Source organism: Burkholderia sp. AU30280, from assembly GCF_020420125.1.
Classification (GTDB): Bacteria; Pseudomonadota; Gammaproteobacteria; order Burkholderiales; family Burkholderiaceae; genus Burkholderia.
On sequence record NZ_JAIZRY010000010.1, the window covers coordinates 140,911 to 166,833 of the forward strand.

25 protein-coding genes, 2 tRNA genes and 1 pseudogene are annotated in these 25,923 nt (G+C 65.7%); 15 read left to right on the top strand and 13 right to left on the bottom strand.

The genetic code is table 11. The features are described 5' to 3' along the window. Positions 1-5: 5 nt before the first annotated feature. Entirely contained in the window at positions 6-500 is a 495-nt protein-coding gene (locus LGN17_RS23170; protein ID WP_226198780.1) for a hypothetical protein, read from the bottom strand. Beyond that, on the bottom strand, positions 497-1,048 hold the full coding sequence (locus tag LGN17_RS23175; protein ID WP_226198781.1) for a hypothetical protein: 552 nt from the start codon (positions 1,046-1,048) through the stop codon (positions 497-499). Before LGN17_RS23175 ends, LGN17_RS23170 begins: the two co-directional genes overlap by 4 nt. 288 nt (positions 1,049-1,336) lie before the next feature. Here LGN17_RS23175 and LGN17_RS23180 point away from each other — a divergent pair, with 288 nt between their 5' ends. The 3 genes from LGN17_RS23180 (at position 1,337) to LGN17_RS23190 (ending at position 3,682) form a co-directional block, all read left to right on the top strand. Continuing rightward, positions 1,337-1,534: a hypothetical protein gene (locus LGN17_RS23180; RefSeq protein WP_226198782.1), complete on the top strand. Its 198-nt coding sequence runs from the start codon at positions 1,337-1,339 to the stop codon at positions 1,532-1,534. Positions 1,535-1,674: 140 nt separating this feature from the next. Next, a complete protein-coding gene (gene otsA, locus LGN17_RS23185) occupies positions 1,675-3,096 on the top strand; it encodes an alpha,alpha-trehalose-phosphate synthase (UDP-forming) (RefSeq protein ID WP_226198783.1) in 1,422 nt (473 codons plus the stop codon). 4 nt (positions 3,097-3,100) lie between these two features. Next, positions 3,101-3,682 (top strand): AAA family ATPase, encoded by a 582-nt coding sequence (locus LGN17_RS23190; RefSeq protein WP_413227043.1) that lies wholly within the window; start codon positions 3,101-3,103, stop codon positions 3,680-3,682. A 31-nt stretch (positions 3,683-3,713) separates the two neighbouring features. Here LGN17_RS23190 and LGN17_RS23195 read toward each other — a convergent pair whose 3' ends face one another. Together LGN17_RS23195 and LGN17_RS23200 are read right to left on the bottom strand one after the other, a co-directional pair. Beyond that, entirely contained in the window at positions 3,714-5,081 is a 1,368-nt protein-coding gene (locus LGN17_RS23195; RefSeq protein WP_226198785.1) for an MFS transporter, read from the bottom strand. A gap of 159 nt (positions 5,082-5,240) precedes the next feature. Further along, positions 5,241-5,621 (bottom strand): DUF5594 family protein, encoded by a 381-nt coding sequence (locus LGN17_RS23200; protein ID WP_175951049.1) that lies wholly within the window; start codon positions 5,619-5,621, stop codon positions 5,241-5,243. A 117-nt stretch (positions 5,622-5,738) separates the two neighbouring features. On the opposite strand from LGN17_RS23200, the gene LGN17_RS23205 reads away from it, so the two are divergent. Continuing rightward, positions 5,739-6,140, top strand: coding sequence for a hypothetical protein (locus tag LGN17_RS23205; protein WP_226198786.1), 402 nt, complete (start codon positions 5,739-5,741; stop codon positions 6,138-6,140). 185 nt (positions 6,141-6,325) lie between these two features. Here the strand turns inward: LGN17_RS23205 and LGN17_RS23210 are convergent, their stop codons facing one another. Further along, positions 6,326-6,637 (bottom strand): hypothetical protein, encoded by a 312-nt coding sequence (locus LGN17_RS23210; protein WP_226198787.1) that lies wholly within the window; start codon positions 6,635-6,637, stop codon positions 6,326-6,328. A gap of 143 nt (positions 6,638-6,780) precedes the next feature. On the opposite strand from LGN17_RS23210, the gene eco reads away from it, so the two are divergent. Then, positions 6,781-7,281 (top strand): serine protease inhibitor ecotin, encoded by a 501-nt coding sequence (eco, locus tag LGN17_RS23215; RefSeq protein ID WP_175971304.1) that lies wholly within the window; start codon positions 6,781-6,783, stop codon positions 7,279-7,281. 29 nt (positions 7,282-7,310) lie between these two features. Here the strand turns inward: eco and LGN17_RS23220 are convergent. From LGN17_RS23220 to LGN17_RS23230, 3 genes and pseudogenes are all read right to left on the bottom strand, one after another. Further along, positions 7,311-7,631, bottom strand: a pseudogene (locus LGN17_RS23220) (TetR family transcriptional regulator C-terminal domain-containing protein); the annotation flags it as partial. 13 nt (positions 7,632-7,644) lie between these two features. Beyond that, a complete protein-coding gene (locus tag LGN17_RS23225; protein ID WP_226198868.1) occupies positions 7,645-7,938 on the bottom strand; it encodes a hypothetical protein in 294 nt (97 codons plus the stop codon). Positions 7,939-8,190: 252 nt separating this feature from the next. After that, positions 8,191-8,267 (bottom strand) — tRNA-Met (locus LGN17_RS23230). A 56-nt stretch (positions 8,268-8,323) separates the two neighbouring features. On the opposite strand from LGN17_RS23230, the gene LGN17_RS23235 reads away from it, so the two are divergent. From LGN17_RS23235 to LGN17_RS23245, 3 genes are all read left to right on the top strand, one after another. After that, positions 8,324-8,584, top strand: coding sequence for a hypothetical protein (locus LGN17_RS23235; protein WP_226198788.1), 261 nt, complete (start codon positions 8,324-8,326; stop codon positions 8,582-8,584). 205 nt (positions 8,585-8,789) lie between these two features. Further along, complete coding sequence (locus LGN17_RS23240) at positions 8,790-9,026, top strand: hypothetical protein (RefSeq protein WP_226198789.1); 237 nt, start codon at positions 8,790-8,792, stop codon at positions 9,024-9,026. A 1,030-nt stretch (positions 9,027-10,056) separates the two neighbouring features. Continuing rightward, positions 10,057-10,392: a hypothetical protein gene (locus tag LGN17_RS23245; RefSeq protein WP_226198790.1), complete on the top strand. Its 336-nt coding sequence runs from the start codon at positions 10,057-10,059 to the stop codon at positions 10,390-10,392. A gap of 287 nt (positions 10,393-10,679) precedes the next feature. Here the strand turns inward: LGN17_RS23245 and LGN17_RS23250 are convergent. Together LGN17_RS23250 and LGN17_RS23255 are read right to left on the bottom strand one after the other, a co-directional pair. Then, a tRNA-Arg gene (locus LGN17_RS23250) sits at positions 10,680-10,754 on the bottom strand. A gap of 156 nt (positions 10,755-10,910) precedes the next feature. Continuing rightward, positions 10,911-11,093: a rubredoxin gene (locus LGN17_RS23255; RefSeq protein ID WP_006398668.1), complete on the bottom strand. Its 183-nt coding sequence runs from the start codon at positions 11,091-11,093 to the stop codon at positions 10,911-10,913. Positions 11,094-11,293: 200 nt separating this feature from the next. Here LGN17_RS23255 and LGN17_RS23260 point away from each other — a divergent pair, with 200 nt between their 5' ends. The 6 genes from LGN17_RS23260 to LGN17_RS23285 all read left to right on the top strand — a co-directional run bounded on the left by LGN17_RS23260 (position 11,294) and on the right by LGN17_RS23285 (position 20,597). Beyond that, positions 11,294-11,698: a DUF4399 domain-containing protein gene (locus LGN17_RS23260; RefSeq protein WP_175951054.1), complete on the top strand. Its 405-nt coding sequence runs from the start codon at positions 11,294-11,296 to the stop codon at positions 11,696-11,698. Positions 11,699-11,974: 276 nt separating this feature from the next. Next, a complete protein-coding gene (locus tag LGN17_RS23265; RefSeq protein WP_226198791.1) occupies positions 11,975-13,960 on the top strand; it encodes an ATP-binding cassette domain-containing protein in 1,986 nt (661 codons plus the stop codon). 242 nt (positions 13,961-14,202) lie between these two features. Then, a complete protein-coding gene (parE, locus tag LGN17_RS23270; RefSeq protein ID WP_175951056.1) occupies positions 14,203-16,185 on the top strand; it encodes a DNA topoisomerase IV subunit B in 1,983 nt (660 codons plus the stop codon). 69 nt (positions 16,186-16,254) lie between these two features. Beyond that, positions 16,255-18,576 (top strand): DNA topoisomerase IV subunit A, encoded by a 2,322-nt coding sequence (gene parC, locus LGN17_RS23275; RefSeq protein WP_226198792.1) that lies wholly within the window; start codon positions 16,255-16,257, stop codon positions 18,574-18,576. Positions 18,577-18,738: 162 nt separating this feature from the next. Further along, a complete protein-coding gene (locus tag LGN17_RS23280) occupies positions 18,739-19,959 on the top strand; it encodes an ISL3 family transposase (RefSeq protein ID WP_226198793.1) in 1,221 nt (406 codons plus the stop codon). Positions 19,960-20,138: 179 nt separating this feature from the next. Next, positions 20,139-20,597, top strand: coding sequence for a CopD family protein (locus tag LGN17_RS23285; RefSeq protein WP_085041971.1), 459 nt, complete (start codon positions 20,139-20,141; stop codon positions 20,595-20,597). Positions 20,598-20,650: 53 nt separating this feature from the next. Here the strand turns inward: LGN17_RS23285 and LGN17_RS23290 are convergent, their stop codons facing one another. Beyond that, entirely contained in the window at positions 20,651-21,535 is an 885-nt protein-coding gene (locus LGN17_RS23290) for a LysR family transcriptional regulator (RefSeq protein WP_226198794.1), read from the bottom strand. A 113-nt stretch (positions 21,536-21,648) separates the two neighbouring features. Between LGN17_RS23290 and LGN17_RS23295 the strand changes: the two genes are divergently transcribed. Continuing rightward, positions 21,649-22,095, top strand: coding sequence for a multidrug/biocide efflux PACE transporter (locus tag LGN17_RS23295; protein ID WP_226198795.1), 447 nt, complete (start codon positions 21,649-21,651; stop codon positions 22,093-22,095). Between the two features lie 77 nt (positions 22,096-22,172). Here the strand turns inward: LGN17_RS23295 and LGN17_RS23300 are convergent, their stop codons facing one another. Both LGN17_RS23300 and LGN17_RS23305 read right to left on the bottom strand, forming a co-directional pair. Further along, positions 22,173-23,381, bottom strand: a complete 1,209-nt coding sequence (locus LGN17_RS23300; protein WP_226198796.1) for a chromate transporter — start codon at positions 23,379-23,381, stop codon at positions 22,173-22,175. Positions 23,382-23,566: 185 nt separating this feature from the next. After that, positions 23,567-25,906, bottom strand: a complete 2,340-nt coding sequence (locus LGN17_RS23305) for an EAL domain-containing protein (RefSeq protein WP_226198797.1) — start codon at positions 25,904-25,906, stop codon at positions 23,567-23,569. Between the last annotated feature and the right edge of the window lie 17 nt (positions 25,907-25,923).

Below are 25,923 nucleotides of genomic sequence, written 5' to 3' on the forward strand. Positions count from 1 at the left end.
CACGGTTACTGCAGATTCCCCCACCGGTCGACCGCCGGTTCCGCCGACGCCCACTTCCAGTGCGTGCCTTGCTGGCACGCATTCGCGAAATACCAGTCGGCCTTGTCGCCGTCCTTCACCGAGAACGCGAATTCCTTGCACATCGCGAGCGCCGACGCGTATGCGCGTGTGACGCGCACTTCGCCTTCGCCGTTTTCGAGCGGCAGCGTGTTCTTCACCTTCCACGGCTTCACATCGCCGACGGCCAGGCTGCCGGCCACCTTCGCGATCGCGTCCTGCTGGTTCTGATGGAGCTGCTTCATCGTGCGGTTGACGGCTTCGTCGGTCGCCGCCTGCACGGCAATCCCGACGCCGACGCCGACCGCCGGGTTCGCGGTGACGAGGCCCGTCGCTGCGCCGGCGAGTGCGCCGCTCGCCGCGCCGACCGACCCGCAGCCCGACAGCGTGGCCGTCGCCGCGCACAGCGCGCCGATGGCCGCGATACGAAGCGCGACGCTCATTGCAGCGCGCCCCAGCGTTCGGTCGCCGGTTCGGCCGACGCCCATTTCCACACGGGGCCGTCGCGGCAGATCGTGGCGACGTAGAACGCCGATTGCGCAGCCTTGTCGCCCTTGGCGGGCGTGTCGACCGCGAACACGATTTCCTTGCAGTCGAGCGGGCCGATGCTGATCATCCGGCTGACCGTCACGCGACCCTGCTCGTCGTCCTCGATCGGGAACGCGTGGTGCGTCGACCACGGCGCGACGCCGCCTACGTCGAGCGGGCCGGCGGCCTTCGCGATCTGTTCCTGTGTGTAGCGGTGTGCGACGCGCTGCGTGTACTGGACGCCTGCTCGCGCGCCGGCGACGGCGCCGAGGCCGATGCCCGTCGCGACGGCGGCGTTGCTGGTGACCTTGGAGGCGATCGCGGCGCCCGCGATACCGGCGCCGGCTGTCGCGCCCTCGCTGTACAGCGAGTTGCAGCCGGACAGCAGTGCGGCCGTGGCGATCACGGCCATCACGACGCGCGCCGGCATGGCCCGGCGCGGCGATTCGAAACGATTGTTCATCCCTGAGTGCAAGTCCTGTCTGGGTGAGCGGCGTCGCATGCACGCCGTCATGCCGCGTCATTGTTTCGCAATTGTCATAGGAAAATTGCAAAGCTTTGACAAATCGCCGGACGGCAGGCCGCGCGCGTGCGCGCGGGGCCATTGTCGGACAGATGAATCGAGAGGGGTCGAAACGTTACAAATTGAAGGCAATTGTTACCTTGGCATGCAAGGAAGCGACCTAGACTTTTGAGTCATGGAATGTTTCTCCGACGGCCTCGGGCCGCGCCGCACATGAGACACCCAGCCATGCGTCGTTCGAAACGGTTTTCGCCCCGGCCGCCGGACCCAGCGGCAGACCACCCGCGTCCGCGGACCGACGCGCCAGCGGCACCGCCTGCCGGCGCGCCCGGCGAGACGCCGTCCGACGGCGATCACAACCAGGGCGGCGCTCGTCCGGAAGGGCTCGACTATCAGCGGGATCTCGGCCAGGAGCAGGACGCCTGATGTCATTGCCGCCGCACTCGGCCGCTGTCTTTCACACCTGCATTGCTCACGTCTGAATCGCCGCACGGCCGCCTTCGAGGAGCCGTGTCCGCCGTGGCGCGCGTCGCGCGACAGCCAATCGAATCGAGGAGGGAAGCCGCATGAGCAGATTGATCGTGGTATCGAACCGTGTCGCCGCCGGCGAGGACACACGCCCGAGCGCGGGTGGCCTGGCGGTCGGCGTGATGGACGCGCTGAAGGAAACGGGCGGCGTCTGGTTCGGCTGGAACGGCGAGATCGTCGGCGCGCCCGACGCCGAGCCCGCGATCCAGCGGGACGGCAACGTCACCTATGCGACGGTCGGGCTGACCCGACGCGACTACGACCAGTACTACCGCGGCTTCTCGAATGCGACGCTGTGGCCGGTATTCCATTACCGCGGCGATCTCGCGCGCTTCGACCGCCAGGAGTACGCGGGCTATCTCCGCGTGAACGCGATGCTCGCCAAGCAGCTTGCCGCATTGCTGCGCCCCGACGACCTGATCTGGGTACACGACTATCACCTGTTGCCGTTCGCGCATTACCTGCGCGAGCTCGGCGTGAAGAACCCGATCGGCTTTTTCCTGCACATTCCGTTTCCGTCGCCCGACATGCTGCGTCTCGTGCCGCCGCACGAGGAACTCGTGAAGTTCATGTGCGCGTACGACGTCGCGGGCTTCCAGACCGAGACCGACAAGCAGGCGTTTACCGACTACATCGAGCGGCGCGGGATCGGCGCGGCGAGCGACGACGGGATGCTGCACGCGCACGGTCGCGTCGTGAAGGTCGCCGCCTATCCGATCGGCGTGCATCCCGACGCGATCGCGCAGGCGGCCGTCCAGTACGGTACGCGCAAGCCGGTGAAGATGCTGCGCGAGGCGCTCGACGGCCGCAAGCTGGTGATGAGCGTCGACCGCCTCGATTACTCGAAGGGGCTGGTCGAGCGCTTCCAGTCGTTCGAGCGGATGCTCGCGAATGCGCCGGGCTGGCAGGGGCGCGTGTCGCTCCTGCAGATCGCGCCGCCGACGCGCTCCGACGTGAAGACCTATCAGGACATTCGCGAAACGCTCGAGGGCGAGGCGGGCCGGATCAACGGCCGCTTCTCGCAGCTCGACTGGACACCGATCCAGTACCTGAACCGCAAGTACGAGCGCAACCTGCTGATGGCGTTCTTCCGGATGTCGCAGGTGGGCTACGTGACGCCGTTGCGCGACGGGATGAACCTCGTCGCGAAGGAGTACGTCGCGTCGCAGGATCCGGCCGATCCGGGCGTGCTCGTGCTGTCGGAGTTCGCGGGCGCGGCAGCGGAGTTGACCGGCGCGCTTCTCGTCAATCCGTACGACCTGTCGCAGATGGCCGAGGCGCTCGAGCGCGCGCTGTCGATGCCGCTCGCGGAGCGGCAGGCGCGCCACGAGGAGAACCTCGCCCGGCTGCGCGAGAACGACCTGTCGGTCTGGCGCGATACGTTCGTTGCCGACTTGCGCAGCGTTGCGGCCGCCGCGTCGGTCACGCGGCGCGCGGGCCGGCGGGTTGCGCATGCGTGATTTCATGCAGGAGCCCGGCGCCGCCGCCGACGCGAGCGAAGACGCCGTACACCGCTTCTTCGTCGTGACCGGTGGCCCGGGTTCGGGCAAGAGCACGTTGCTCGATGCGCTCGAGCACGCCGGTTTTGCGCGCTCGCAGGAAGCGGGCCGCGGCGTGATCCGCGACCAGATGGCGATCGACGGTCAGGCGTTGCCATGGCGCGATCCGGCCGCGTTCGCCGAGCTGATGCTGAGCTGGGAGATGCGCTCGTACGATCTCGCGCGCCGCGTGCGCGGACCCGTGTTCTTCGATCGTGGCGTGCCGGACGTGGTCGGCTACCTGAGACTGACGGGGCTGCCGGTGCCCGCGCATGCGCATGCCGCGGCCCGCCGTTTCCGCTATCACCCGCGCGTGTTCATCGCGCCGCCGTGGCCCGACGTCTATGCGCAGGACACCGAGCGCCGGCAGGATTTCGCGGAAGCCGTGCGTACCTACGACGCGATGGTCAAGTGCTACACGTCATATGGCTACCGGCTGATCGAATTGCCGCGCGACAGCGTGCAGGCGCGCGTGCGCTTCGTAATGGACGCGCTCGACGCGGCATGATGCCCGGCCGCGCGCGTGGTGCGTGGCGGCGTCAGGTCGCCGTGTCCGGGCGAGGCGACGTGATGCGCAGCATGCTGACGACCGCGGCCACCGCAGCGAATGCCGCGGCGACATAGAGCGCAGTCGTCGGCCCGCGATCGGGCGCGAGCCCGAAAATCAATGCGACGAGCGCGGCGCCAAGCGTCTGCCCGGTCAGCCGCGCGGTGCTCAGCATGCCGCCCGCGCCACCGCTGCGCTCGCGCGGCGCCGACGACAGCATCGCGCGGTTGTTCGGCGACTGGAACAACCCGAAGCCCGCACCGCACAGCGCCATCCGCCACACGATATCGACGGTGCCCGGGTGCGCGCCGATCGTCGCGAGCGATAACAGCCCGGCCGCGAATAGCGCGAGCCCGATCCCGCCAAGGATGCCGGCTGAATAGCGATCCGACAGCACGCCCGCGAGCGGCGCGGCGAACACGATCACGAGCGGCCACGGCGTCATGTACAGGCCCGTCTCGACCTGCGAGAAGCCGAGCGAATTCTGCAGCCAGAACGGCAGCGCGACGAACGCGAGCATCTGCGACGTAAACGACGCCATCGACGTATAGACCGACAGCGCGAACATCGGGATGCGCATCAGGTCGACCGGCAGCAGAGGCGCCGGCTGCGACAGCTGGCGCTTCACGAAGAAGTAGCCGACGACGAACGCGACGGCCAGCTCGGCCGCGACGTACGCATGGCCTTCGCCGTGGCCGAGCCCGTCCACGGCCGTGATCAGCAGCCCGAACACGCACGCGTTCATCAGCGCGCTCGGGAAATCGTACGGCGCATCGTGCAGCGGGTTGGCCGGCAGCGCGCGCAGGCTGCCGAGTACCGCGGCGATGCCGATCGGCACGTTGACCGCGAACAGCCACGGCCACGATGCGAACGACAGGATCGCGGACGCGACCGTCGGCCCGATCGCCGACGATAGCGCCACCACCATCGCGTTGATCGACAGCCCGCGCCCGAGCATCGACGACGGGTAGATCATCCGTACGAGCGCCGCGTTGACGCTCATGATGCCGGCCGCGCCGAAGCCCTGGATCACGCGCATCACGGCCAGCATCGGCAGTGAGCCCGCGAGCGCGCAGCCGAGCGACGCCGCGGTGAACAGCGCGAGCCCCGCGATGTAGATGCGCCGATATCCGATGCGCTCGCCGAGCGATGCGAGCGGCAGCAGCGTGATCGTGACCGCGAGCTGGTACGCGTTGACGATCCAGATCGACGCGGCGTCGGATGCGTGCAGGTCGTGCGCGATCGTCGGCAGCGCGACGTTCGCGATGGCGCCGTCGAGCACGGCGAGCGTGATGCCCAGTGCGACGCAGACGATCGCCCAGTAGCGTTGCGGAAGCGGCAGGCCGGTATCGGCGTTCATGGCGGGAGCAGATGCGTGGTTGTCCGCGCGCCCGGTTGCCGGTTGCGTGCGCAACCATGCGAAAAGGGTGGAGGCGGCGAGGAGCAGCCCGGCCGGCGCAACTGCGCTGGAGCGGGCCGGTCGAGTGTATCACCGGGCCGCATGGCGCGACGCCGGCACTCAGCCTTCGAAGTCGAGGCCGCCGAGCCGCACGAGCGGGTCGGCCTGTGTGCGCGACAGGAGATCGATGTCGCGCGCGCCTTGCCAGGCGCCCAGCTTTTTCGGCAGCGCGGCCAGATAGTGCTCGAAGCGTTGCGGGCCGTCCGGCTCCATCAGCCGCTCGATTTCGTCGGTGTCCCAAGTCAGCTCGAGGTTCAGCGGATGCTCGAAGCCGCTGACATGCTCGTGCGGTGCGCTGCGGATCTGCACGCACGTCGGGTGCCCGTGGCCGCCATACGGGACGACGTCGGTCAGCACGTGATCGGCGAAGAAGGCGGCGATCGCCTGTGCGATGCGCGGGGCGAATTCGGTATCGAAACGGCGGGCGGTTTCGGGCTGCATGACGGCGTCTCCTGTATGCCGAAAATCGTAGCACGGCGCCGGCGCATTTCGATGTGCGTGATACCGGTAATCGCGCGTTACCACTTGCTGCATCTATTACGGCCGCAAGCCGCCACAATGCATCGCATCCAGTACCACTTCGCGTGGGAGTCCATCATGAAAAAAATTGCCGCAGTGTGTGTCCTCGCCGGTTCGCTTGCCGTGGCAGGTCCGGCGTCCGCACATGGTCGCGACGGTGGCGCCGTCATCGACGCCTTGATCGGCGGTGCGGTGCTGGGCGCGATCGTGACGTCCGCGATGAATCCGCCCGTTGCATACCAGGCGCCTGCGTACCAGGCACCGGCCTATCAGCCGCCGACGTACTACCAGGCACCCGCGTACCAGCAGCCTGCGTATCCGACCTACCAGCAGGCGCAGTATCAGGACGACGGCCCGAACTATTGCTACGACCGCTACCAGCGCGCGTATGTGTGCGGCGCGCCCGTATCGGGCGGCTACGCGCAGCCGGCCGGCTGGTAAGCAAGGCGGCCGCGCGAAGCGCGAACGGTCGGCGCCGCCGCCGTTCGCTTCGCGGCACCGGACGACAAAAGGCCCTCGCTTCATGCGAGGGCCTTCGCTTTTTGCGCGGCCGTCCGTTCGTCTGCGTGACGCGTCGGTCATCCTGACGCGCGGAGTGCGGATACAAACGGTTGCAAATGCATGGGTCAGTGGCGATGGCCGCCGCCTCCGCCTCCGCCGCCATCGTTCCAGTCGCCGCGGTGTCCGCCGCCGTGCCCCCAGCCGTTGCTGCGGTTGCCACGATCGCCGTCCCAGCGATGGTAATCGCGCCGGCCACGATCCCAGTCGCGTCCGCCGCCACCGCCCCAGATATTGACCGTGCCGTACACCGGCGACGGGGCGTACGCGTAGCCCGGCGCGGAATAGTAGGGCTGCCCGTAGCCGTATCCGGCATCCGGGGCGACGACGCAGCCGGCCAGCAGGGTGGCGACGCCGGCGGCGGCAATGAGCTTCAGCATGATGTTCTCCGTTGGTTCCCCTATAAGTACCGCGCAAGGGGATTGCCAGCTGTTTGCAATTGTGTCGTCAAATTACAGTGCCGTAAGGTATTGCGACGAAAGTGTTAGCATCCGGGGCTCATTTGTTTTTCAGGAGTACATCGATGAAATTCGCGATCCGGGCCGTGCTGGCCGCCTTCTGCGTGACGACTGCCGCCGCCTGCGTGGCCGGGCCTGCTTCGGCGCCCGCCGTGCCGGCCGAGTCGATCAAGATGTTTCCGCAGGCAGCGGCCGGCCAGCAGCGCGTCGTGATCGCGCTGCCCGCACTCGAGAACGAAGGCGATGCGCGCGTGGAGCTGATGATCGGCAAGATGCTGCAGACCGACTGCAACCAGCAGTGGTTCGGCGGCGAGCTGACCGCCGAGGACGTGAAGGGCTGGGGCTACACGTACTACCAGCTCACCGACGTGAAAGGGCCGGCATCGACGCTGATGGCGTGCCCGGGCCAGGCGCCGCAGCAACGGTTCGTGCAGGTGCGCGGTGACGGCCAGCTGCTGCGCTACAACAGCCGCCTGCCGCTCGTCGTCTATGTGCCGGATGGCTTCGAGGTGCGCTATCGCGTGTGGCATGCGTCGAAGGACGTGCAGCACGCGGCGAAGCAGTAACGTTACGGCGCGGCCGCGACGTCCTGCCGTTACGTGCCGTGCGTATCGACGAGCGCTGGCCGCGCTGCCAGCGCGGCTTGCGCGACGGCCTCCAGATCGCGACGGCTTGCACCGTCGCGCGCCTGAATCGGCATCCCCTGCTGGACCGTCACGTAGTACCGCGCGATCGCGTCGAGGTTAGCTTGCGCCGCGATTTCGCCGGTCGCGACACCTTGGCTGAGGCGCTCGCGCAGATTCTCCACCGTGCGCTCGCGTATCGCGATCAGCGTCTGCCGAACCGTGTCGGAACGCTCGGCCGGGTGTTGCGCTGAGAGCACGACCAGGCAGCCGGCGTGATTTTTCGACCGGGTGGCGTTGCGTTCGTTATCGGCAGCCGAGCCGGTGATGCTCGGTTTCGAGATCGGCGCGCTTGTCGTAAGCGCGCAGCTCGTTGCGCGGCTTGCCGTCCCGGCCCATCCCGCGCACGACCTTCTGGCCTCGGTCGGGGGCATGCGTGACGGCGTCGATGCCGGCGGCCAGTTCACGGCAGCGTGAGTTGGGGGAGGAGGTTTCAGCGTGCGGTGCTGCTGCGTTCGTGATGTTGGCGATGCCAGGTCTGACATAGCGTTGCTTCGCGGGCGCGGTGAAGGTGTCGGCGGCGTTTGCCGTGCCGGTCATCGCTGAAAGCGCGGCGAGTGCCGCGATCGCTCGAATCATTGCGGGAGTCCGGGTGCTGAAGAAGGTTCGGAATTCTACGCAATGTATGCGTGAGAGGCAGAAGCGATCGGACGGGGTGCGATCGTGTGTCGCAGGAGACGCCGGGGGCTGAATGTTCTGCAATTTGTGCGCGGTGCAGCCAGTCAGAGCACACGCAACGGGGCATGCGGAAAGCAAAAAGCCCGCTTGCTTTCGCAGAGCGGGCTTCGGTATTGGTTGCGGGGATAGGATTTGAACCTATGACCTTCGGGTTATGAGCCCGACGAGCTGCCAGACTGCTCCACCCCGCGGCGCGAAGTGTACTAGGGCTGATGTGGGGAGTCAATCGATTGGTGCTTTGCGTCGAATGAATCTGCGCTTCACCTTCATCAAGCGTGACGATAGGGCGTGCAGGTTGGCTGCCGAGGCTTCCCGATCTGCTTCGACGTCGGGCGCTTTCGGCGCCGTCGTTGCGGTGCTTGATCATGGGGAAGTGGATGAAGGCCAGGATGGCTGGTCCCCACAAGGCTTTGCGGCCGATTCAGGCGTTTATCTCCAAGTCTCCACCTCGTTCTGCATTAAGCAGACAGGCGTCGACCGCAAAGCCAGACGGGGCGCGACTCTTTGAATTCGGGGGGCGTCGGCAACCTGTTTTGGAGGGGGCCGCGATGCGCGTCGGTCGTGCATTGTTGCGCCGGCCGCAAGCGTCAGGGCCGCCGGAAAGCGGGGGGCCTTCGTTTAGGGTAAAGACGCGGGGCCCGTACGCGATTTTTTCCTACTCCCGGCGCGCCCAAGGGGGCATATTCGTACCGAAATGCAGGGGGGGTAGTGTGGTGGCAACTCTGAAAAAACGGTGGGAGGTGCGCAGCACGGGGCATAACCCTGAAGGGGCAGCGGACTCGTCGTTCGCGTTCGACCCGTTGGAGGTCTTCGACACCGTTACGAAAATCGTCCACAATCTGAGTGCGATCACCGCAAACGCGCGTAACAAGAAAATTGGGTTGCCTTTGCACAAAGAATCGTCAGTCGGCAACGGACAAGACGAAGCGGATAAATCTGGGGATGCATGACAATTTTGAGCGCAGTTGTCAGGGCGGCTGCACTAGCGGCGGTGCTGTACGCCGCGAATCGCCATATGGAGCGGCGAAACGTGGCGGACATTTCGCCCGCGCCTAGGAAAGTCACGACGCAGCGTGTCGCAGGTGTTGCTACGGGGTTGGCTTTGCTTGTTTTGTACGTCTATTTCGAGCGACATGTAATCGCCGCTACGTTTCATATTCAGTGACAACGGACGCCCACTCCCATCGCTGGCAGTGACGCGGAGTGGGCGAACCGGTGCGGGCGACATCAACCCCCTATTGGACCGACGCAACACGAACCTTGCCGCAGCCGTAACATTCCAGCCCGGTTTATCTCCAGTATCTCCAGCGTTCTCCAAATCGTTTGGAGACACGCGAAGCCTTACCCCACAAGGCTTTGCGGTCGATTCGGGCGTTTATCTCCAAATCTCCAACTCGTGTTGCACTAAGCGGACAGGCGACGACCGTCTGCGTCGACCGCAAAGCCAAACGGGGCAATGCTCTCCGGGATTCGAGGGGCGTCGACAACGTGTTTTCGAGGGGGGCCGCGATGCGCCCCGATCGGGCGTTGTTGCGCCGGCCGCAAGTGTTAGCGCGGCCGGAAAGCGGGGACTCTGCGTCTAGGGCAAAGACGCGGGGGCTCACACCCGCGTTTTCTCTCTAGCCGCGACACCCCAGGGGGTCATATTCATACCGAAATGCAGTGGCCAGGCAGTGCGGTGCCAACTCTGAAAAATCGTTGGGAGGCGCGCGACAAGGGAGGGCATATCCATACTGTTACGCCTTAAACGAAGCGCGGTCTGTCAACGGGGCGGAGATGACAGATTGCGGCAATGTCGCCGGACGCCAACCTCGAGAACGTAACAGGTGGTGCTATAAGCTTCCGGAGGCGGTTAAGCTGCCCACGAAAGGCCAAACTCGGCCGATCGACAACGGGCGCTAGATCGTCAACAATCACGATGCACTCTGCACACCGTGAAGAGCCAGTGCTTGAATGAGAAAAGTAACGGAGTAAGTTCAAATGAGCTTTCACACTCAGGTTTGGGTTCATCCGTTCGATGGCGAGCCGTTGAATGTTGCCAGCGTCCGCGACGAACTCTTGAAGTTTCTTGATGAATATTCGCTAAGCCACGACGTATTGACCAACCTCACCGAGGCATGTGGTTCGGCTCTACCAACTTCAACTCTCTTCTTTCTGAACAGCATGGCGATCGTCATGCTGTTCGACAAGTTGGCTTCATGCCTCCCGCATACGTCGTTCGGAGTAAAGGGCTCTGGCGAAGATCACCGCGATATATGGGTGCGAGAGTATGCCGACGGAGTGGCCACCTTTGAAGCCGGGCCGTTCGACGAGTAAGCTGGGGGCAGTCCAACATCGACGCGCCCCGCCCATTGCCGGCAGTGAGGCGAATTAAGCGAGGTCGCGAGGAGGATGTTGATCCGCTCTTCGCGTTCCGTACCTGCACGTCAGTGAGAGGCATTGCTGGTATCTGTGTTGTTGGTATCGGCCGATACCAACAAAAACACCAACGCTTTCTCCGGCTGTCACTGAACAACCTTGGGTAGCGATGAGAACTGGAGGTCCGCCAGACGGGTTTCGGCGGGGGATGTCTTGTGAATCTTGGGGATGGTTTGGAGCATGACTGGTCCCCCCGACAGGAATCGAACCTGTATCTAGCGCTTAGGAGGCGCTTGTTCTATCCATTGAACTACGGGGAGAGCCAAGTCCGGGCGATCGCAAAACACGCGAACCGGACGGCGGTGTGGACAGCGCGCAGAGTATAGCAAACACGCGGCGCGTCGGCGGGGCGGAATGCACGCCGACGCGCGTGATCGCGCAATCGGCCGCGACCGGAAAATCAGAGCGTCGGCGAATCAGAAATCGACGACAACAAAATCTTCCTTGCCCACGTCGCACAGCGGACAGCGCCAGTCGGCGGGAATGTCGGCGAAACGGGTGCCGGGTGCGATGCCTTCGTCGGGCAGCCCTTCCGCTTCGTTATAGACCCACCCGCAAATCAGGCAGACCCAGCTCTGGTATTCGGTTACTTCGCTCATGTAGCGCTCGGGAAAAATGGAAATCCGGTGATGCCGTCCGCGGCCTGGCCGGCGGACGAAAGGCGCAATGGTACCGGAATTTCGCCGAACGGCTCCGCAACGTCGTGTTAAACGTACGCATCGCGAACAACGCAACCGAAGCACATATGCCCTGCGTGCGGTGTATGCTTCCCGGGCTGTCCAATCATAAGGAGAATACGATGCTGAACAGAAAGTGGATCGCGGGTGCGGTGTGTGTGGCGGCGATGGCCGTGTCGACGATGGCGCGGGCCGAGGCGCGCGTGTATTTCGAAGCGCCGAGCGAGGGCGCGACGGTGTCGAACCCGGTGCACGTGAAGTTCGGGGTCGAAGGGATGGAACTTCGACCGGCCGGCGACATGACGCCGAATACCGGCCATCATCACCTGCTGATCGACAGCCAGCCGGTCCCGAAGGGCGACGTGATTCCCGCGAACCAACGTTCGCTGCACTTCGGCAAGGCGCAGACCGAAACCGATATCAAGCTGCCGCCCGGCCAGCATACGCTGACGCTACAGTTCGGCGACGGCATGCACCGGTCGTACGGCCCCGAAATGAGCTCGACGATCTCGATCAATGTGAAGTAAGCGCGTGCGCCGCGTACGGGCGCCTTGGGCGTCCGGCGCGGCATGATCGATCGGCCGGCCGCGGGCATCCGGCCGACGCGGGCCTTTTGCCCGGAACCCGAGGCCGGCGTCCGCGACCGGAAGCCGGGCGCACCCGGTGTACCATGCGCATCGCATCGACGCGCTTCGCTGGACACTGCCTGCCAGCCGTCGAAAGCGCGTTCCAGCCCGCCCCTCAACCCGTTTGCCGGGCTTATCCGTCCGGCCATACCGGTGGCGTCGCCCGCGACCGGTACAATGGGCGCTTCCGATTTCTCTCATCGCCGTCTCCCCATGTCGCTCTATTCCATTTCCGGCGCGCAGCTCGCGTTCGGTCACGTCGCGTTGCTCGATCACGCGGATTTCTCGCTGGAAGCCGGCGAGCGCGTCGGCCTGATCGGCCGCAACGGCGCGGGCAAGTCGTCGCTGTTGAAGATCGTCGCCGGGCTCGCGAAGCCCGACGACGGGCTGGTCACGCGTCAGCAGGAGCTCGTGACCGTCTATGTGCCGCAGGAGCCTGAATTCGAGCCGGGCGCGACGGTGTTCGACGCAGTGGCATCGGGGTTGGCGCACACGCGCGAACTGCTCGAAGAATACGATTCGATCGCGCACCGCTTGGCGGATATCCCCGAAGGCGCCGAGCACGATGCGTTGCTCGCGCGGATGAACGCGCTGCAGTCGTCGCTCGATGCGCACGACGCGTGGAGCTGGCGCACGCGCGTGTCGATGACGCTCGCGCAGATCGGCCTGGCGGACGTCGACGCGCCGGTCGACGCGCTGTCGGGCGGGATGCAGAAGCGCGTCGCGCTGGCGCGCGCGCTGGTGCTGCAGCCCGACGTGCTGCTGCTCGACGAACCGACCAACCACCTCGACTTCGACGGCATCCGCTGGCTGGAAGAGCTGCTTGTCGCGCAGCGCGCGGGCCTGCTGTTCATCACGCACGATCGCGCGTTCCTCGACCGCGTCGCGACGCGCATCGTCGATCTCGATCGCGGCCGGCTGCTGTCGTACCCGGGAAATTTCTCCGCGTACCAGACGCGCAAGGCGCAGCAGCTCGAAATCGAGCGCGTGGAAAACGAGAAGTTCGACAAGCTGCTCGCGCAGGAGGAAGTGTGGATCCGCAAGGGCGTCGAAGCACGCCGTACGCGCAGCGTCGGGCGCATCGCGCGGCTCGTACAGATGCGCAACGAGCGCGCGGAGCGCCGCAATGCACAGGGCAACGTGAAGCTCGACGTCGCGCAGGGCGAGAAGTCCGGCAAGATCGTCGCGGAGCTGACCGACGTGACAAAGCGCTATGGCGGCCGCACGGTTGTCGACCGCTTCTCGACGACGGTGATGCGCGGCGACAAGATCGGCTTCATCGGCCCGAACGGCGCCGGCAAGACGACTTTGCTCAAGCTGATTCTCGGCGAACTGAAGCCCGACGAAGGCACGGTGCGCACCGGCACGAACCTGCAGGTCGCGTATTTCGACCAGATGCGTGCGCAGCTCGACCAGGAAAAGAGCCTCGCGGATACGATCAGCCCCGGCAGCGAATGGGTCGAGATCGGTGGCGTGCGCAAGCACGTGATGAGCTATCTCGGCGATTTCCTGTTCGCGCCGGAACGCGCGCGTTCGCCGGTGAAGTCGCTGTCGGGCGGCGAGCGCAACCGGCTGCTGCTCGCGCGCCTGTTCGCGCGTCCGGCCAACGTGCTGGTGCTCGACGAACCGACCAACGACCTCGACATCCCGACGCTCGAATTGCTCGAGGAGCTGCTGGCCGACTACGACGGCACGGTGCTGCTCGTCAGCCACGATCGCGCGTTCCTCGACAACGTCGTGACGTCGGTGATCGCGGCCGAGGGTGACGGCAAGTGGCGCGAATATGTCGGTGGCTTCACCGACTGGCAGATCCAGAGTGCGCGTGCGGATCAGCTCGCGCAGCAGGAAGCGGCAAAGCGCGCGGTCAAGGAGGCGGCGCCCGTCAAGGAAGAGGCGGCGAAAAGTGCTGCGGGCCGCAATGCGCAACGCACGGTGAAGCTGTCGTTCAACGAGCAGCGCGAGCTCGATTCGCTGCCGGAGAAGATTGCCGCGCTCGAAGAGGAGCAGAAGACGATCAATGCGCAGCTCGAAGACGGTTCGATTTTCGCGAAGGATCCGCAGGAAGGCACGCGCCTGACCGAGCGGTTCGCGGCGATCGACGACGAATTGCTCGCCGCGCTCGAACGGTGGGAAACGCTCGAGGCGAAGCGCAAGCCCGCGTAAAACGCTTGTCGCGTCGCGCGGCCGGCGGCCGCCGCGCGCGATTGCGCGATTGGCGTGCCACGCGGAACCAGTAAAATACCGCGCGTCCCGGGCAGCGCAGCGCACGCCGCGCGCCCGCTTTCGGAGCAGTCCAAGCACACCGTTGTTTCGATTCGCTTTTTTACGGAACTCAACGTTTTGTCCACGACGTTATCCACACGAGGTGTGGACAACGTCCCGATGAATGACGAAATTCAGCGCCTATGTCAACGAAGAAACCCAGCGCGGCCTATAGCGAAGCATCGATCAAGGTGCTCAAGGGTCTCGAGCCGGTCAAGCAGCGCCCCGGCATGTACACCCGTACCGAGAATCCGCTGCACATCATCCAGGAAGTGATCGACAACGCGTCCGACGAGGCGCTTGGCGGCTACGGCAAGCAGATCACGGTCACGCTGCATGCCGACCAGTCGGTATCTGTCGAGGACGACGGCCGCGGCATCCCGTTCGGCATGCACCCGGAAGAGGGTGTGCCGGTCGTGGAGATCGTATTCACGCGCCTGCACGCGGGCGGCAAGTTCGACAAGGCCGCGGGTGGCGCCTATACGTTCTCGGGCGGCCTGCACGGTGTCGGCGTGTCGGTGACGAACGCACTGGCGACGCGCCTCGACGTGACGGTCTGGCGCGACGGCAAGATCGCGGAACTCGGCTTTGCCGACGGCGATGTGGTGAAGCCGCTCGCGACCCAAGGCGCGGGCCGCGGCGAGAAGAAGTCCGGCACGCGCGTGCAGGTGTGGCCGAATCCGAAGTATTTCGATTCGCCGAACCTCCCGCTCGGCGAACTGCAGCGCCTGCTGCGCTCGAAGGCCGTGCTGCTGCCGGGCGTCGAGGTCGTGCTCGTCAACGAGAAGACCGGCGAGCGCCAGACGTGGAAATATGAGGACGGCCTGCGCGGCTACCTGCTCGACGAAATGAACGGCAGCGAGCTGCTGATCCCGCTGTTCGAAGGCGAGCGTTTCGCCGATTCGCGTTCGGGCGACGACACCTTCGCCGAAGGCGAGGGCGCGTCGTGGGTCGTCGCATGGAGCGAGGAAGGCTCGCTCGTGCGTGAGTCGTACGTGAACCTGATCCCGACGCCGGCCGGCGGCACACACGAATCCGGCCTGCGCGACGGTCTCTACCAGGCGGTCAAAAGCTTCGTCGAACTGCACAACCTGCAGCCGAAGGGCGTGAAACTGCTCGCGGAAGACGTGTTTGCGCGCGTGTCATTCGTGCTGTCCGCGAAAGTGCTCGATCCGCAGTTCCAGGGGCAGATCAAGGAACGCCTGAACAGCCGCGACGCAGTGAAGCTCGTGTCGTCGTTCTCGCGTCCGGCACTGGAGCTGTGGCTGAACCAGCACGTCGAGCACGGCAAGAAGCTCGCCGAACTCGTGATCAAGCAGGCGCAGGCGCGCACGCGCGCGGGCCAGAAGGTCGAGAAGCGCAAGAGCTCGGGCGTCGCGGTGCTGCCCGGCAAGCTGACCGACTGCGAGACGGAAGATATCGCGCGCAACGAACTGTTCCTCGTCGAGGGCGACTCGGCGGGCGGCTCCGCGAAGATGGGCCGCGACAAGGAATACCAGGCGATCCTGCCGCTGCGCGGCAAGGTGCTGAATACCTGGGAAACCGAGCGCGACCGCCTGTTCGCGAACAACGAGGTGCACGACATCTCGGTCGCGATCGGCGTCGATCCGCACAGCCCGGACGACACCGTCGACCTGTCGAACCTGCGCTACGGCAAGATCTGCATCCTGTCGGACGCGGACGTCGACGGCTCGCACATCCAGGTGCTGCTGCTCACGCTGTTCTTCAAGCATTTCCCGCAACTGATCGAGCGCGGCCACGTGTACGTCGCGCGTCCGCCGCTGTTCCGCGTCGATGCGCCCGCGCGCGGCAAGAAGCCCGCGCAGAAGCTCTACGCGCTCGACGACGGCGAACTCGAAGCGATCCTCGACAAGCTGCGCAAGGACGGCGTGCGCGAGACGCAATGGAGCATCAGCCGCTTCAAGGGTCTCGGCGAAATGAGCGCCGAGCAGCTGTGGGATACGACGATGAACCCCGACACGCGCCGCCTGATGCCGGTGAAGCTCGGCGAGCTCGACTACGAGGCGACCGTCGCGCGCATGACGATGCTGATGGGCAAGGGCGAGGCAGCCGCGCGGCGCGGCTGGCTCGAGGAAAAGGGCAACGACGTCGAAGCGGATATCTAAGCCGAGCGCCCGCGCGGCCGGGGATGACACCCGGCCCGGCCTCACGCCACTTACGAATACGGAATTCAGATGGACGACAACACTTCCGATCTCTTCGCCGGTTCCGATGCACCGGACGCCGAAGCGCTGACGCTCGGCAACTACGCGGAGCAGGCGTATCTCAGCTACGCGGTCAGCGTCGTGAAGAGCCGCGCGCTGCCCGACGTCTGCGACGGCCAGAAGCCGGTGCAGCGCCGGATTCTCTACGCGATGAACGAAATGGGCCTCGGCCCGGACGCGAAGCCGGTGAAGTCGGCGCGCGTGGTCGGCGACGTGCTCGGTAAATACCACCCGCACGGCGACCAGTCGGCGTACGACGCACTGGTGCGTCTCGCGCAGGATTTCTCGCTGCGCTACCCGCTGATCGACGGGCAGGGCAACTTCGGCTCGCGCGACGGCGACGGCGCGGCGGCGATGCGATACACCGAAGCACGCCTCACGCCGATCGCGAAGCTGCTGCTCGACGAGATCGACCAGGGCACGGTCGACTTCATGCCGAACTACGACGGCTCGTTCGAGGAGCCGAAGACGCTGCCGAGCCGCATGCCGTTCGTGCTGCTGAACGGCGCGTCGGGCATCGCAGTCGGTCTTGCGACCGAAATCCCTTCGCACAACCTGCGCGAAGTCGCGGCGGCGGCGGTCGCGCTGATCCGCAATCCGAAGCTCACGCACGCGGAGCTGATGAACCTGATTCCCGGCCCGGATTTCCCGGGCGGCGGCCAGATCATCTCGAGCGACACGGAAATCGCGGCGGCCTATGAAACCGGCCGCGGCAGCCTGAAGGTGCGCGCGAAATGGAAGATCGAGGAGCTTGCGCGCGGCCAGTGGCAGCTCGTCGTCACCGAGCTGCCGCCGAGCACGTCGGGCCAGAAGGTGCTCGAGGAAATCGAGGAGCTGACGAACCCGAAGCTCAAGCTCGGCAAGAAGACGCTCACGCCCGAGCAGCTCAACACGAAGAAGGCGATGCTCGACCTGCTCGACGCAGTGCGCGACGAGTCGGGCAAGGAAGCGGCGGTGCGGCTCGTGTTCGAGCCGAAGTCGCGCACGATCGACCAGACGGAATTCGTGAATACGCTGCTCGCGTATACGAGCCTCGAATCGAACGCGACGCTGAACCTCGTGATGATCGGCGCCGACGGCCGGCCGGGCCAGAAGGGGCTGCTGACGATCCTCGACGAATGGGTGAAGTTCCGCCAGCTGACGATGACGCGGCGCACGCGCCATCGTCTCGCGAAGGTCGACGACCGCATCCACATCCTCGAAGGGCGGATGATCGTCTTCCTGAACATCGACGAGGTGATCCGCATCATCCGCGAGTCGGACGAGCCGAAGGCCGCGCTGATGAGCGCGTTCGGCCTCAGCGAACGGCAGGCGGAAGACATTCTCGAAATCCGCCTGCGCCAGCTCGCGCGTCTCGAGAAGATCAAGATCGAGAAGGAACTCGAAGCGCTGCGCGACGAAAAGGCGAAGCTCGAGGAACTGCTCGCGAACGAAAGCGCGATGAAGCGGCTGATGATCAAGGAGATCGAGGCCGACGCAAAGCAGTACGGCGACGATCGCCGTACGCTGATCCAGCAGGAAAAGCGCGCGACGTTCGAGGCGAAGGTGGTCGACGAACCGGTGACGGTCGTCGTGTCGCAGAAGGGCTGGGTGCGCGCATTGAAGGGCCACGGGCTCGACCCGGCCGGCTTCACGTTCAAGGCGGGCGACCACCTGTACGCGGCGTTCCAGTGCCGCACGCCCGACCGCCTGATCGCATGGGGCAGCAGCGGGCGCGTGTACTCGGTGGACGTGTCGGTGCTGCCGGGCGGGCGCGGCGACGGCGTGCCCGTCACGTCGCTGATCGAGCTCGAATCGGGCTCGCACCTGATGCATTACTTCGCGGCGCCGGCCGACCAGCAACTGCTGCTCGCGTCGAGCAACGGCTTCGGCTTCCTCGCGAAGGTCGGCGACATGGTGAGCCGCGTGAAGGCCGGTAAGGCATTCATGACGATCGACGCAGGCGCGGTGCCGCTCGCGCCGATGCCGGTGCTGCCGCATGCAACGCAGGTTGCGTGCCTGTCGAGCGGCGGCCGGCTGCTCGTGTTCGGGATGGACGAGATGAAGACGCTGTCCGGCGGCGGGCGCGGCGTGATCCTGATGGCGCTCGACGACAAGGAAACGCTCGTTCAGGCGCTCGCGATCGATCCGGCGGGCGTCGTGCTGATCGGCACCGGCCGCGGCGGCAAGGCGATGGACGAGACGCTGTCGTATGCGGGGCTGGCGCCGCACGTCGGCAAGCGCGCACGCAAGGGCCGCGCGCCGGACACGAAGCTCAAGGTCGTCAGCGAACTGCGTCCGCTACTCGGCTGACGCTGCGCACGTTCGATCGTCCGGCTCGGCCGCGATCGAAGGCCGCACCTCCGCTTCGGCGGGCGTGCGGTCTTTTCTTTTGGTTCATCGCGGAAAATCGTGGAGGGTTTGAGAGCGATTGCGTAACCTGACGCCTGACTTTAAGGAGGTCAGGAGGAAGAATTGCTCGATCGCAAGGCGCTTCAGGCACTGGGTTGCTGGACGGGTTATCGGTTAGAGCGTGTGGAATGGCCGGAAGGCGAAGGCCGCACGCTATCGCTGTATCTGAAGCCGGTCAGCAAGGTCATGTACTGCGAGCAATGCGGTGCACGCTGCCAGCAGATCCACGAGACGACGGTTCGCCGAGTGCGTGATCTGCCGCTGTTCGAATACCGGGTGGTGTTGCATGTGCCTCGTCGCCGGGTCTGGTGCGAACACTGCGGTGGTCCTCGACTGGAGAAGCTGGCGTGGCTGGGCCGCTACCAGCGAGTGACGGAGCGCTTCGCCAAGGCGTGCGAGAAGCTGCTGCAGGCCGCCAGCGTGCAGGCTGTGGCGGCCTTCTACGACCTGGGCTGGCACACGGTCAAATCGATCGACAAGATGCGCCTGCGGGCGCGCGTGGCCGAGCCGGACTGGTCGACGATCCGCTATCTGGCGATGGACGAGTTTGCGCTGCATAAGGGCCATCGCTACGCCACGGTGGTAGTCGATCCGATCGGCCGACAAGTGCTCTGGGTGGGCCCTGGACGCTCGCGCGAAACGGCTCGAACCTTCTTCGAACAGTTGCCTGAAGGTGTCGCCGAGCGCATCGAAGCGGTCGCCATCGACATGACCACGGCCTATGAGCTGGAGATCAAGGAGCATTGCCCGCAAGCGGAAATCGTCTTTGACCTGTACCACGTCGTGGCCAAGTACGGCCGCGAAGTGATCGACCGGGTACGTGTGGATCAGGCCAATCAACTCCGGCATGACAAGCCGGCCCGGAAGGTTCTGAAGTCCAGCCGCTGGCTGTTACTGCGCAACCGGCACAATCTGAAGCCAGAACAGGCCGTGCAGTTGAAGGAGTTGCTGGCCGCCAATCAGTCGCTGTTATGCGTCTACGTGCTACGCGACGAGCTCAAACGGCTCTGGTTCTACCGAAAGCCAGCCTGGGCGGGCAAGGCTTGGGGGCAATGGTTCGAACAGGCTCAGCAAAGCGGGATCGCCGCCCTGCAAAAGTTCGCCGAGCGCTTGCAGGGCTACTGGCACGGGATCGTGACCCGCTGCCGCCATCCGCTCAATACCAGCGTTGTCGAAGGCATCAACAACACCATCAAGGTTATCAAGCGCAGGGCTTATGGGTATCGCGACGAGGAGTATTTCTTCCTCAAGATCCGCGCCGCGTTCCCCGGAATTCCGCGTTGAACCTTTCTTTTGGCGGGGGGATTCGGGTAAGCAAGCGTGGCGATGTCGCGCGGAACTTGCAAAATAGTGTGAAATCGCGCCTGGGGTCTGAACCGTGCGGCGACAATCCGGTCGAACGTCGCTTGAGCCGCGTACGACGCGGCCGTTCGCCGCACCCAACTCCTCACAGGATCGCCGTCATGTCCCATGCTGTCTCCGTCGCGCTGTTTCTTCATCTGCTGGCCGTCGCCGTGTGGGTGGGCGGGATGGTCTTCGCCAACTTCTGCCTGCGTCCGGCGCTGTCCGACCTGTCGCCGCAGCTTCGGTTGCCGCTGATCGAAGGCGTGTTCGGCCGCTTCTTCAACTGGGTTTCGGGTTCCGTGATCGTGATCCTGCTGTCCGGCGGCTTCCTGCTCGTGGAATTCGGCGGCGCGCATGCGACCTGGTCGCTGCACGCGATGGCCGGGCTCGGCGTCGTGATGATGCTGATCTTCGGGCATATCCGGTTCGCGCTGTTCCCGCGCATCCGCCGTGCCGTGCAGGCGCAGAAGTGGCCGGACGGCGCACGCGCGGTGAATACGGTGCGCTTGCTCGTCCTCGTGAACCTCGTGCTCGGTGTCGTCACGATCGGCGCGGCGGTGTTGTCGCGCGGGTTCTGATCGACCGGGGCCCGCCGGCCCGCGTCCAGCCGCCGGCGCACCGGCAAGCGCCGTTACGCGGCCAGCATCGCATCGAGCAGCCATGAGCCGACCGGGCCGAGCGGCCGGTTGCGCGACCAGACCGCATCGACCCGTACGCGGCGCGGCCAGCCGCGTGCGCGCAGCTCGCACAGGCGATCGCGCGCAAAGTGGTCGACCATCCAGCGCGGCAGTTCGGCCCAGCCGAAGCCCAGCACGGCCATCTCCAGCAGCATCAGGTAGCTCGGTGCCAGCCAGTGCTGCGTGCCGACGACGATCCGGTCGTCGGCGCCGCGGCCTTCCGTTTTCACATAGGTATTGAGGCGCAGTTCGCGCACGTCGCGCAGCGCGGCGTGCGGCACGTCGGCGTCGCCGTAGTCGGCGAGCGCGTGCGTGCGGCCGACGAACAGCCCGATCTCCGACTCCTCCGCGATCGTCGCCGCGCCGATATCGGCCGGGTAGCTCGCCCGCGCGGCCATCAGCCCGAGCTGCGCGCGCCCCTGCTGGATCAGGTCGAGCACGTCCTCGTGCTCGGCGATCTGGCATTCGAGCTCGAGCGCCGGAAAGCGCTGTTCGAGCGCCATCAACGTTTCCTCGTAGCGCTTCGACTGGTACGTATCGGACACGACCAGCGTCAGCCGCGCTTCTTCGCCACGCGCCAGCCGCGCGGCCATGCGGTCGATCGCCGCGCCGGCTTCGAGCGCGCGCTGCACTTGCGGCAACAGTGCGCGCCCGGCGTCGGTCAGCGTCGGCGCGCGCGTCGAGCGGTCGAACAACTGCACGCCGAGATCGATCTCGAGGTTCGCGATCGCCTCCGACACGGTCGACTGGCGCTTGCCGAGCTTGCGCGCAGCGGCCGTGAACGAGCCGAGCGAGGCGGCTTCGGCGAATGCGAGCAGGGCTTCGGGTGTGTGGCGCATGCGGCGCTCCGGATGGCGATATATCGGTAAAACCGATGATATCAAACTGGATTCATACGGTTTCGCCGATCAAAATGGCTGCCATCAGTGAAGTACACGAATCGGAGGGCATCATGAAACAGGTCAACAAAACGGTGACGGAACGGCTGCTGCATGCACTGACGTTCGAACTGGTTGCGATCGCGCTGTGCGCGCCGATCGGCGCGTGGCTGCTCGACATGCCGGTGGCGCACGTCGGCGTGCTGACGGTGATGGTGTCGCTGATCGCGATGGCGTGGAACATGGCGTTCAACACGCTGTTCGACCGCTTCGAGCGGCGGGCGGGATTGACGCGCACGCTCGGCATGCGGATCGCGCATGCGGTCATGTTCGAGCTCGGCCTCGTCGCGATGGTGGTGCCGGTAGCCGCGTGGTGGCTGAACGTGAGCCTCGTCGAGGCGCTGCTGCTCGACCTCGGCATCGTGCTGTTCTTCCTGCCTTACACGTTCTGCTTCAACCTCGCGTACGACGCGCTGCGCGCCCGCTGGATGGCGCGCCGGGTCGCGGTGCAGGCAGGTTGAGGACGAACAGGACGGGCGAGAGGGGCGACAGGGGCGAATACCGGTAGCACAACCGGCGGGGCGGCGGCGGTCGCCCGTCAGCGCGCGCCGGCCACCAGCCACACGCCGCATGCAACCGCGACCGTGCCGTACACGGCATAGACGGGCATCTTGAAGCGCGCAAAGCACAGCGTCGCGAAGGCGCCCGTCAGCCAGTAAACGGGGTCGGCCGGTTCGCGGTACAGGATCCTCACGACGGCGACGACCAGAAAACCCGTCGTCGCGGCACGCAGCAGGCGCATCCCGTGCTCGAAGCGCGAATGGCGCTTGAGCCGGAACAGGTGGTTCTGCGCAAACACGACGAGGCACCCCGACGGAATGAACAGCGCGGCCGTCGCGAGCAGCGCGCCGACCCAGCCGTCGGTCAGGTAGCCGAGAAACGGCACGACGTTCAGCAGCGGTCCCGGCGAGACAGGGGACAGGGCGAACGCAAGCGTGAAGTCGTGATCGGAGATGCCCGTTGCGGGCGTGACGAACAGCGTCTTGAGCACGGGCAGCGCGGAAAAGCCGCCGCCGAACAGCGTCATGCCGGCGCCGGCGAGGCGAGGCCACAGCAGCGTCGCCTGGTAATCGCCGGGCAGCGGCACCGCGAACAGCGTGACGAGCACGCCGAGCAGCACGAGCAGGTTGCGGTCGCGGGTCGACAGCGTGAAATCGACGGCGTCGCGTTGCGGCGGCCCGGTCAGCCAGCCCGCCGCGAATGCTGCGAAGAGAATCCCGACGAAGGCGGCCGCATTATGCGCGAAAGCGAGCAGAATCGTCGACAGCGCGGCGATCAGTTGTTCGCGCCGTGTGCGCGCGAGCGAGCGCAGCTGCTTGGCCCACGTGACGCCGATCAGCGCGGCGAGCACCATCCCGAAGTGATTGATCAGCATCGGCGCGGCCAGCGAGCGCACGAGCGGCGTGCGATAGAAGATCGCGAACAGCGTCATCAGGATGGAGAACGGCAGCACGCTGGCGATGCCGGCGACCCACGCGCCGGCGCGGCCGTGCAGGATCTGGCCGACCTGCACCGCCACGTTGCAGCCGACGGGACCCGGCACCAGCCAGGCAAGCGCGACGAGATCGCCGAATACGTTGGGCTCGATGCGCCGCAGCCGTTCCACGTAGTGGCGTTCGAGCTGCGCCATCATCGACAGCCCGCCCCACGAGACCGCCGAAATGCTGGCGACGACCTTGAACAGGTCCCACAGGGACGCCTGCGCCTGTTCGACATCAGCGGTCGCTTCGATTTCGACGGTGGTCATGTTGGTGGTGTGGGCGCGGAGCCCGATCTCTCGCGTGTGGCCATGCCGGCGGCCCGCCGACACGTTGGCCCTCCCGATTGTCCGCCGTGCACCGTGACACTGCCATGCGCGAAAACGCTAGTTCATGAACCAGACAATCGGATCGGAAAACGAAACAATGACGGCGCGCCACGGCCGCGGGGCGCTTACGCGCCCGTGCTGCCGGTCGCGCGGTGCGCGATCACGTTGGGCGAGTCGCCGCGCACGCCGAAGCGTGCGATCAGCGCAGGAATCGCGTCGGCCGGCACCGGTCGCGAGAACAGGAAGCCTTGCGCCTCGATCTCGCCGAGCGCGGCCAGCCACGTGATCTGCTCCTCGGTTTCCGTGCCTTCGACGACGACGGTCAGGCCAAGCGAGCGCGCGAGATGCACGATCGACGACACCATCACGCACACGCTGCGATCGTTCGGGATGGCCTGCACGAACGAGCGGTCGACCTTCAGCGTGTCGACGGAGAAGCGGTGCAGGTACGACAGCGACGAATAGCCGGTGCCGAAATCGTCGAGTGCGATCCGGATACCGAGCTTCTTCAGTGCGACGATCTTCTCGGACACGAGCTCCGGATATTCCATCATCGCGGTTTCGGTGATCTCGATTTCGAGCCGGTTCGCGTCGATGCCGGTTTCCTGCAGCGTGCGCGAGATCGTCTCGATCAGGTCGCCGCGCCAGAACTGCACGGGCGAGATGTTGACCGCGAGCGTCAGCGTGTCGTGGCCCTCGTCGCGCCAGCGCGCGATCTGCTCGCATGCGGTGCGGATCACGAAGTCGCCGATCGGCACGATCAGGCCGGTCGATTCGGCAATCGAAATGAATTCGTTCGCGGAGATGATCCCGTGCTCGGGGTGATCCCAGCGCGCGAGCGCCTCGAAGCCGGTGATGTGGCGGTGCGTGAGGTCGATCTTCGGCTGGTACGCGAGGAACAGCTGCCCCTCGGCGAGCGCGACGCGCAGTTGCTGTTCCCAGCGCATCAGGTGGTCGGCGCGGTGCGACAGGTGCGGCGCATAGAACTGGTAACAGTTCTTGCCGGCGTCCTTCGCGCTGTACATCGCCAGGTCGGCCTTCTTCAGCAGGTCGATCTCGCTTTCGTTCGCGACGGAGTGCAGCGCGATGCCGATGCTCGCATGCAGCACGAACGAGCTGCCGCGCACGTCGAACGGGTCGCCGAACATCCGGATGATCGCTTCCGCGAGCCGCACCGCGCGCCGCTCGACGTCGTCGCCCTTCATCACCACGACAAATTCGTCGCCGCCGATGCGCGCGAGCGAGCCTTCGTCGCCGACCGCATCGGACAGGCGCGACGCGGTCATCTGCAGCACGATGTCGCCGGCGTTGTGGCCGAGCGTGTCGTTGACGGTCTTGAAGTTGTCGAGATCGATGAACAGCAGCCCGAGCCGCGACAGGCTCGTCGGCATCGACACGTCGTTGCGCAACCCGCGCAGCGTCGCGTAGCGGTTCGCGAGGCCGGTGAGCAGGTCGTATTCGGCGAGCTGCGTCATTTCGCGCTCACGGCCGAGCAGCTTGCCGATCAGGCCCGTTGCGACGCCGAAGAACGCGAGCATCGCGAGCGTGATGAAGCTCGTCATCAGCAGGTAGACGTTGCGCGTGTGGTAGTAGTCCGCGAATTCCTCGGTTTGCGACAGCCCGACCATCACCGCGAGCGGGTAGCCGTCGAGGTGGCGGTACGACACGATGCGCGTCACGCCGTCGATCGGGTCGATGATCGTGCCCGTCACGCGCTCGGCGATCGGGTAGACGCCCGACGCCGAAAACGCGCCGGGCGCGTTGCTGAGCGAGCCCGTGCGCCGCGCGAGCACGGCGCCCGTATCGGACACGACCGCGATCACGCCTTCCTTGCCGATCGCCGCGTTGTTGTAGAAGTCGTTCGTGAAGTAGCTCGGGTCTTCCGACACGACGACGATGCCCGCGAAGCTGCCGTCCGGGTTGTTCAGGCGCCGCGTCATCTGCAGCGTCCAGTGGCTCGACACGCGGCCGAGCACGGGCTTGCTGATGAACAGGCGGTCGTCGTTGTGCGCGAGGTGGACCTTGAAGTGCTCGCGGTCGGACAGGTTGATCGGCTGCGGGTGAAGTTCGGCCGTGTTGGCGAACAGGATGCCCTTCGCGTTGACGAGCGACACCTGGATCAGCGTGTCGCTCGGCACGACGCCTTTCTCGACGGCGCTGGCGAGGTTGAAGTGCGCGGGCGACTTCTCGAATTCGAACTTGACGAAGCGGGTGATCTGGTCGACCTGGTGGATCGCCTTGACCGTATGCTGCTCAAGCGCGGAGGACAGGATCGCCGCGGAAGCCGCTGCTTCCTTGTACGCGCTGTCCTTTTCCACCGACAGACGCGCGATGATCACGGCCCACAGCAGCGCAAGCGCCAGCATCCCCAGCAGCGGGATCGCAAATAGCGCACGCCGGCGCGATCTGCGCGGCGCGCGTAGCGGCCGGGTCGGCGGCGTGTGGTTGGACCGGGCGGAGCTCATCGAAGAGGGTGGCGTCC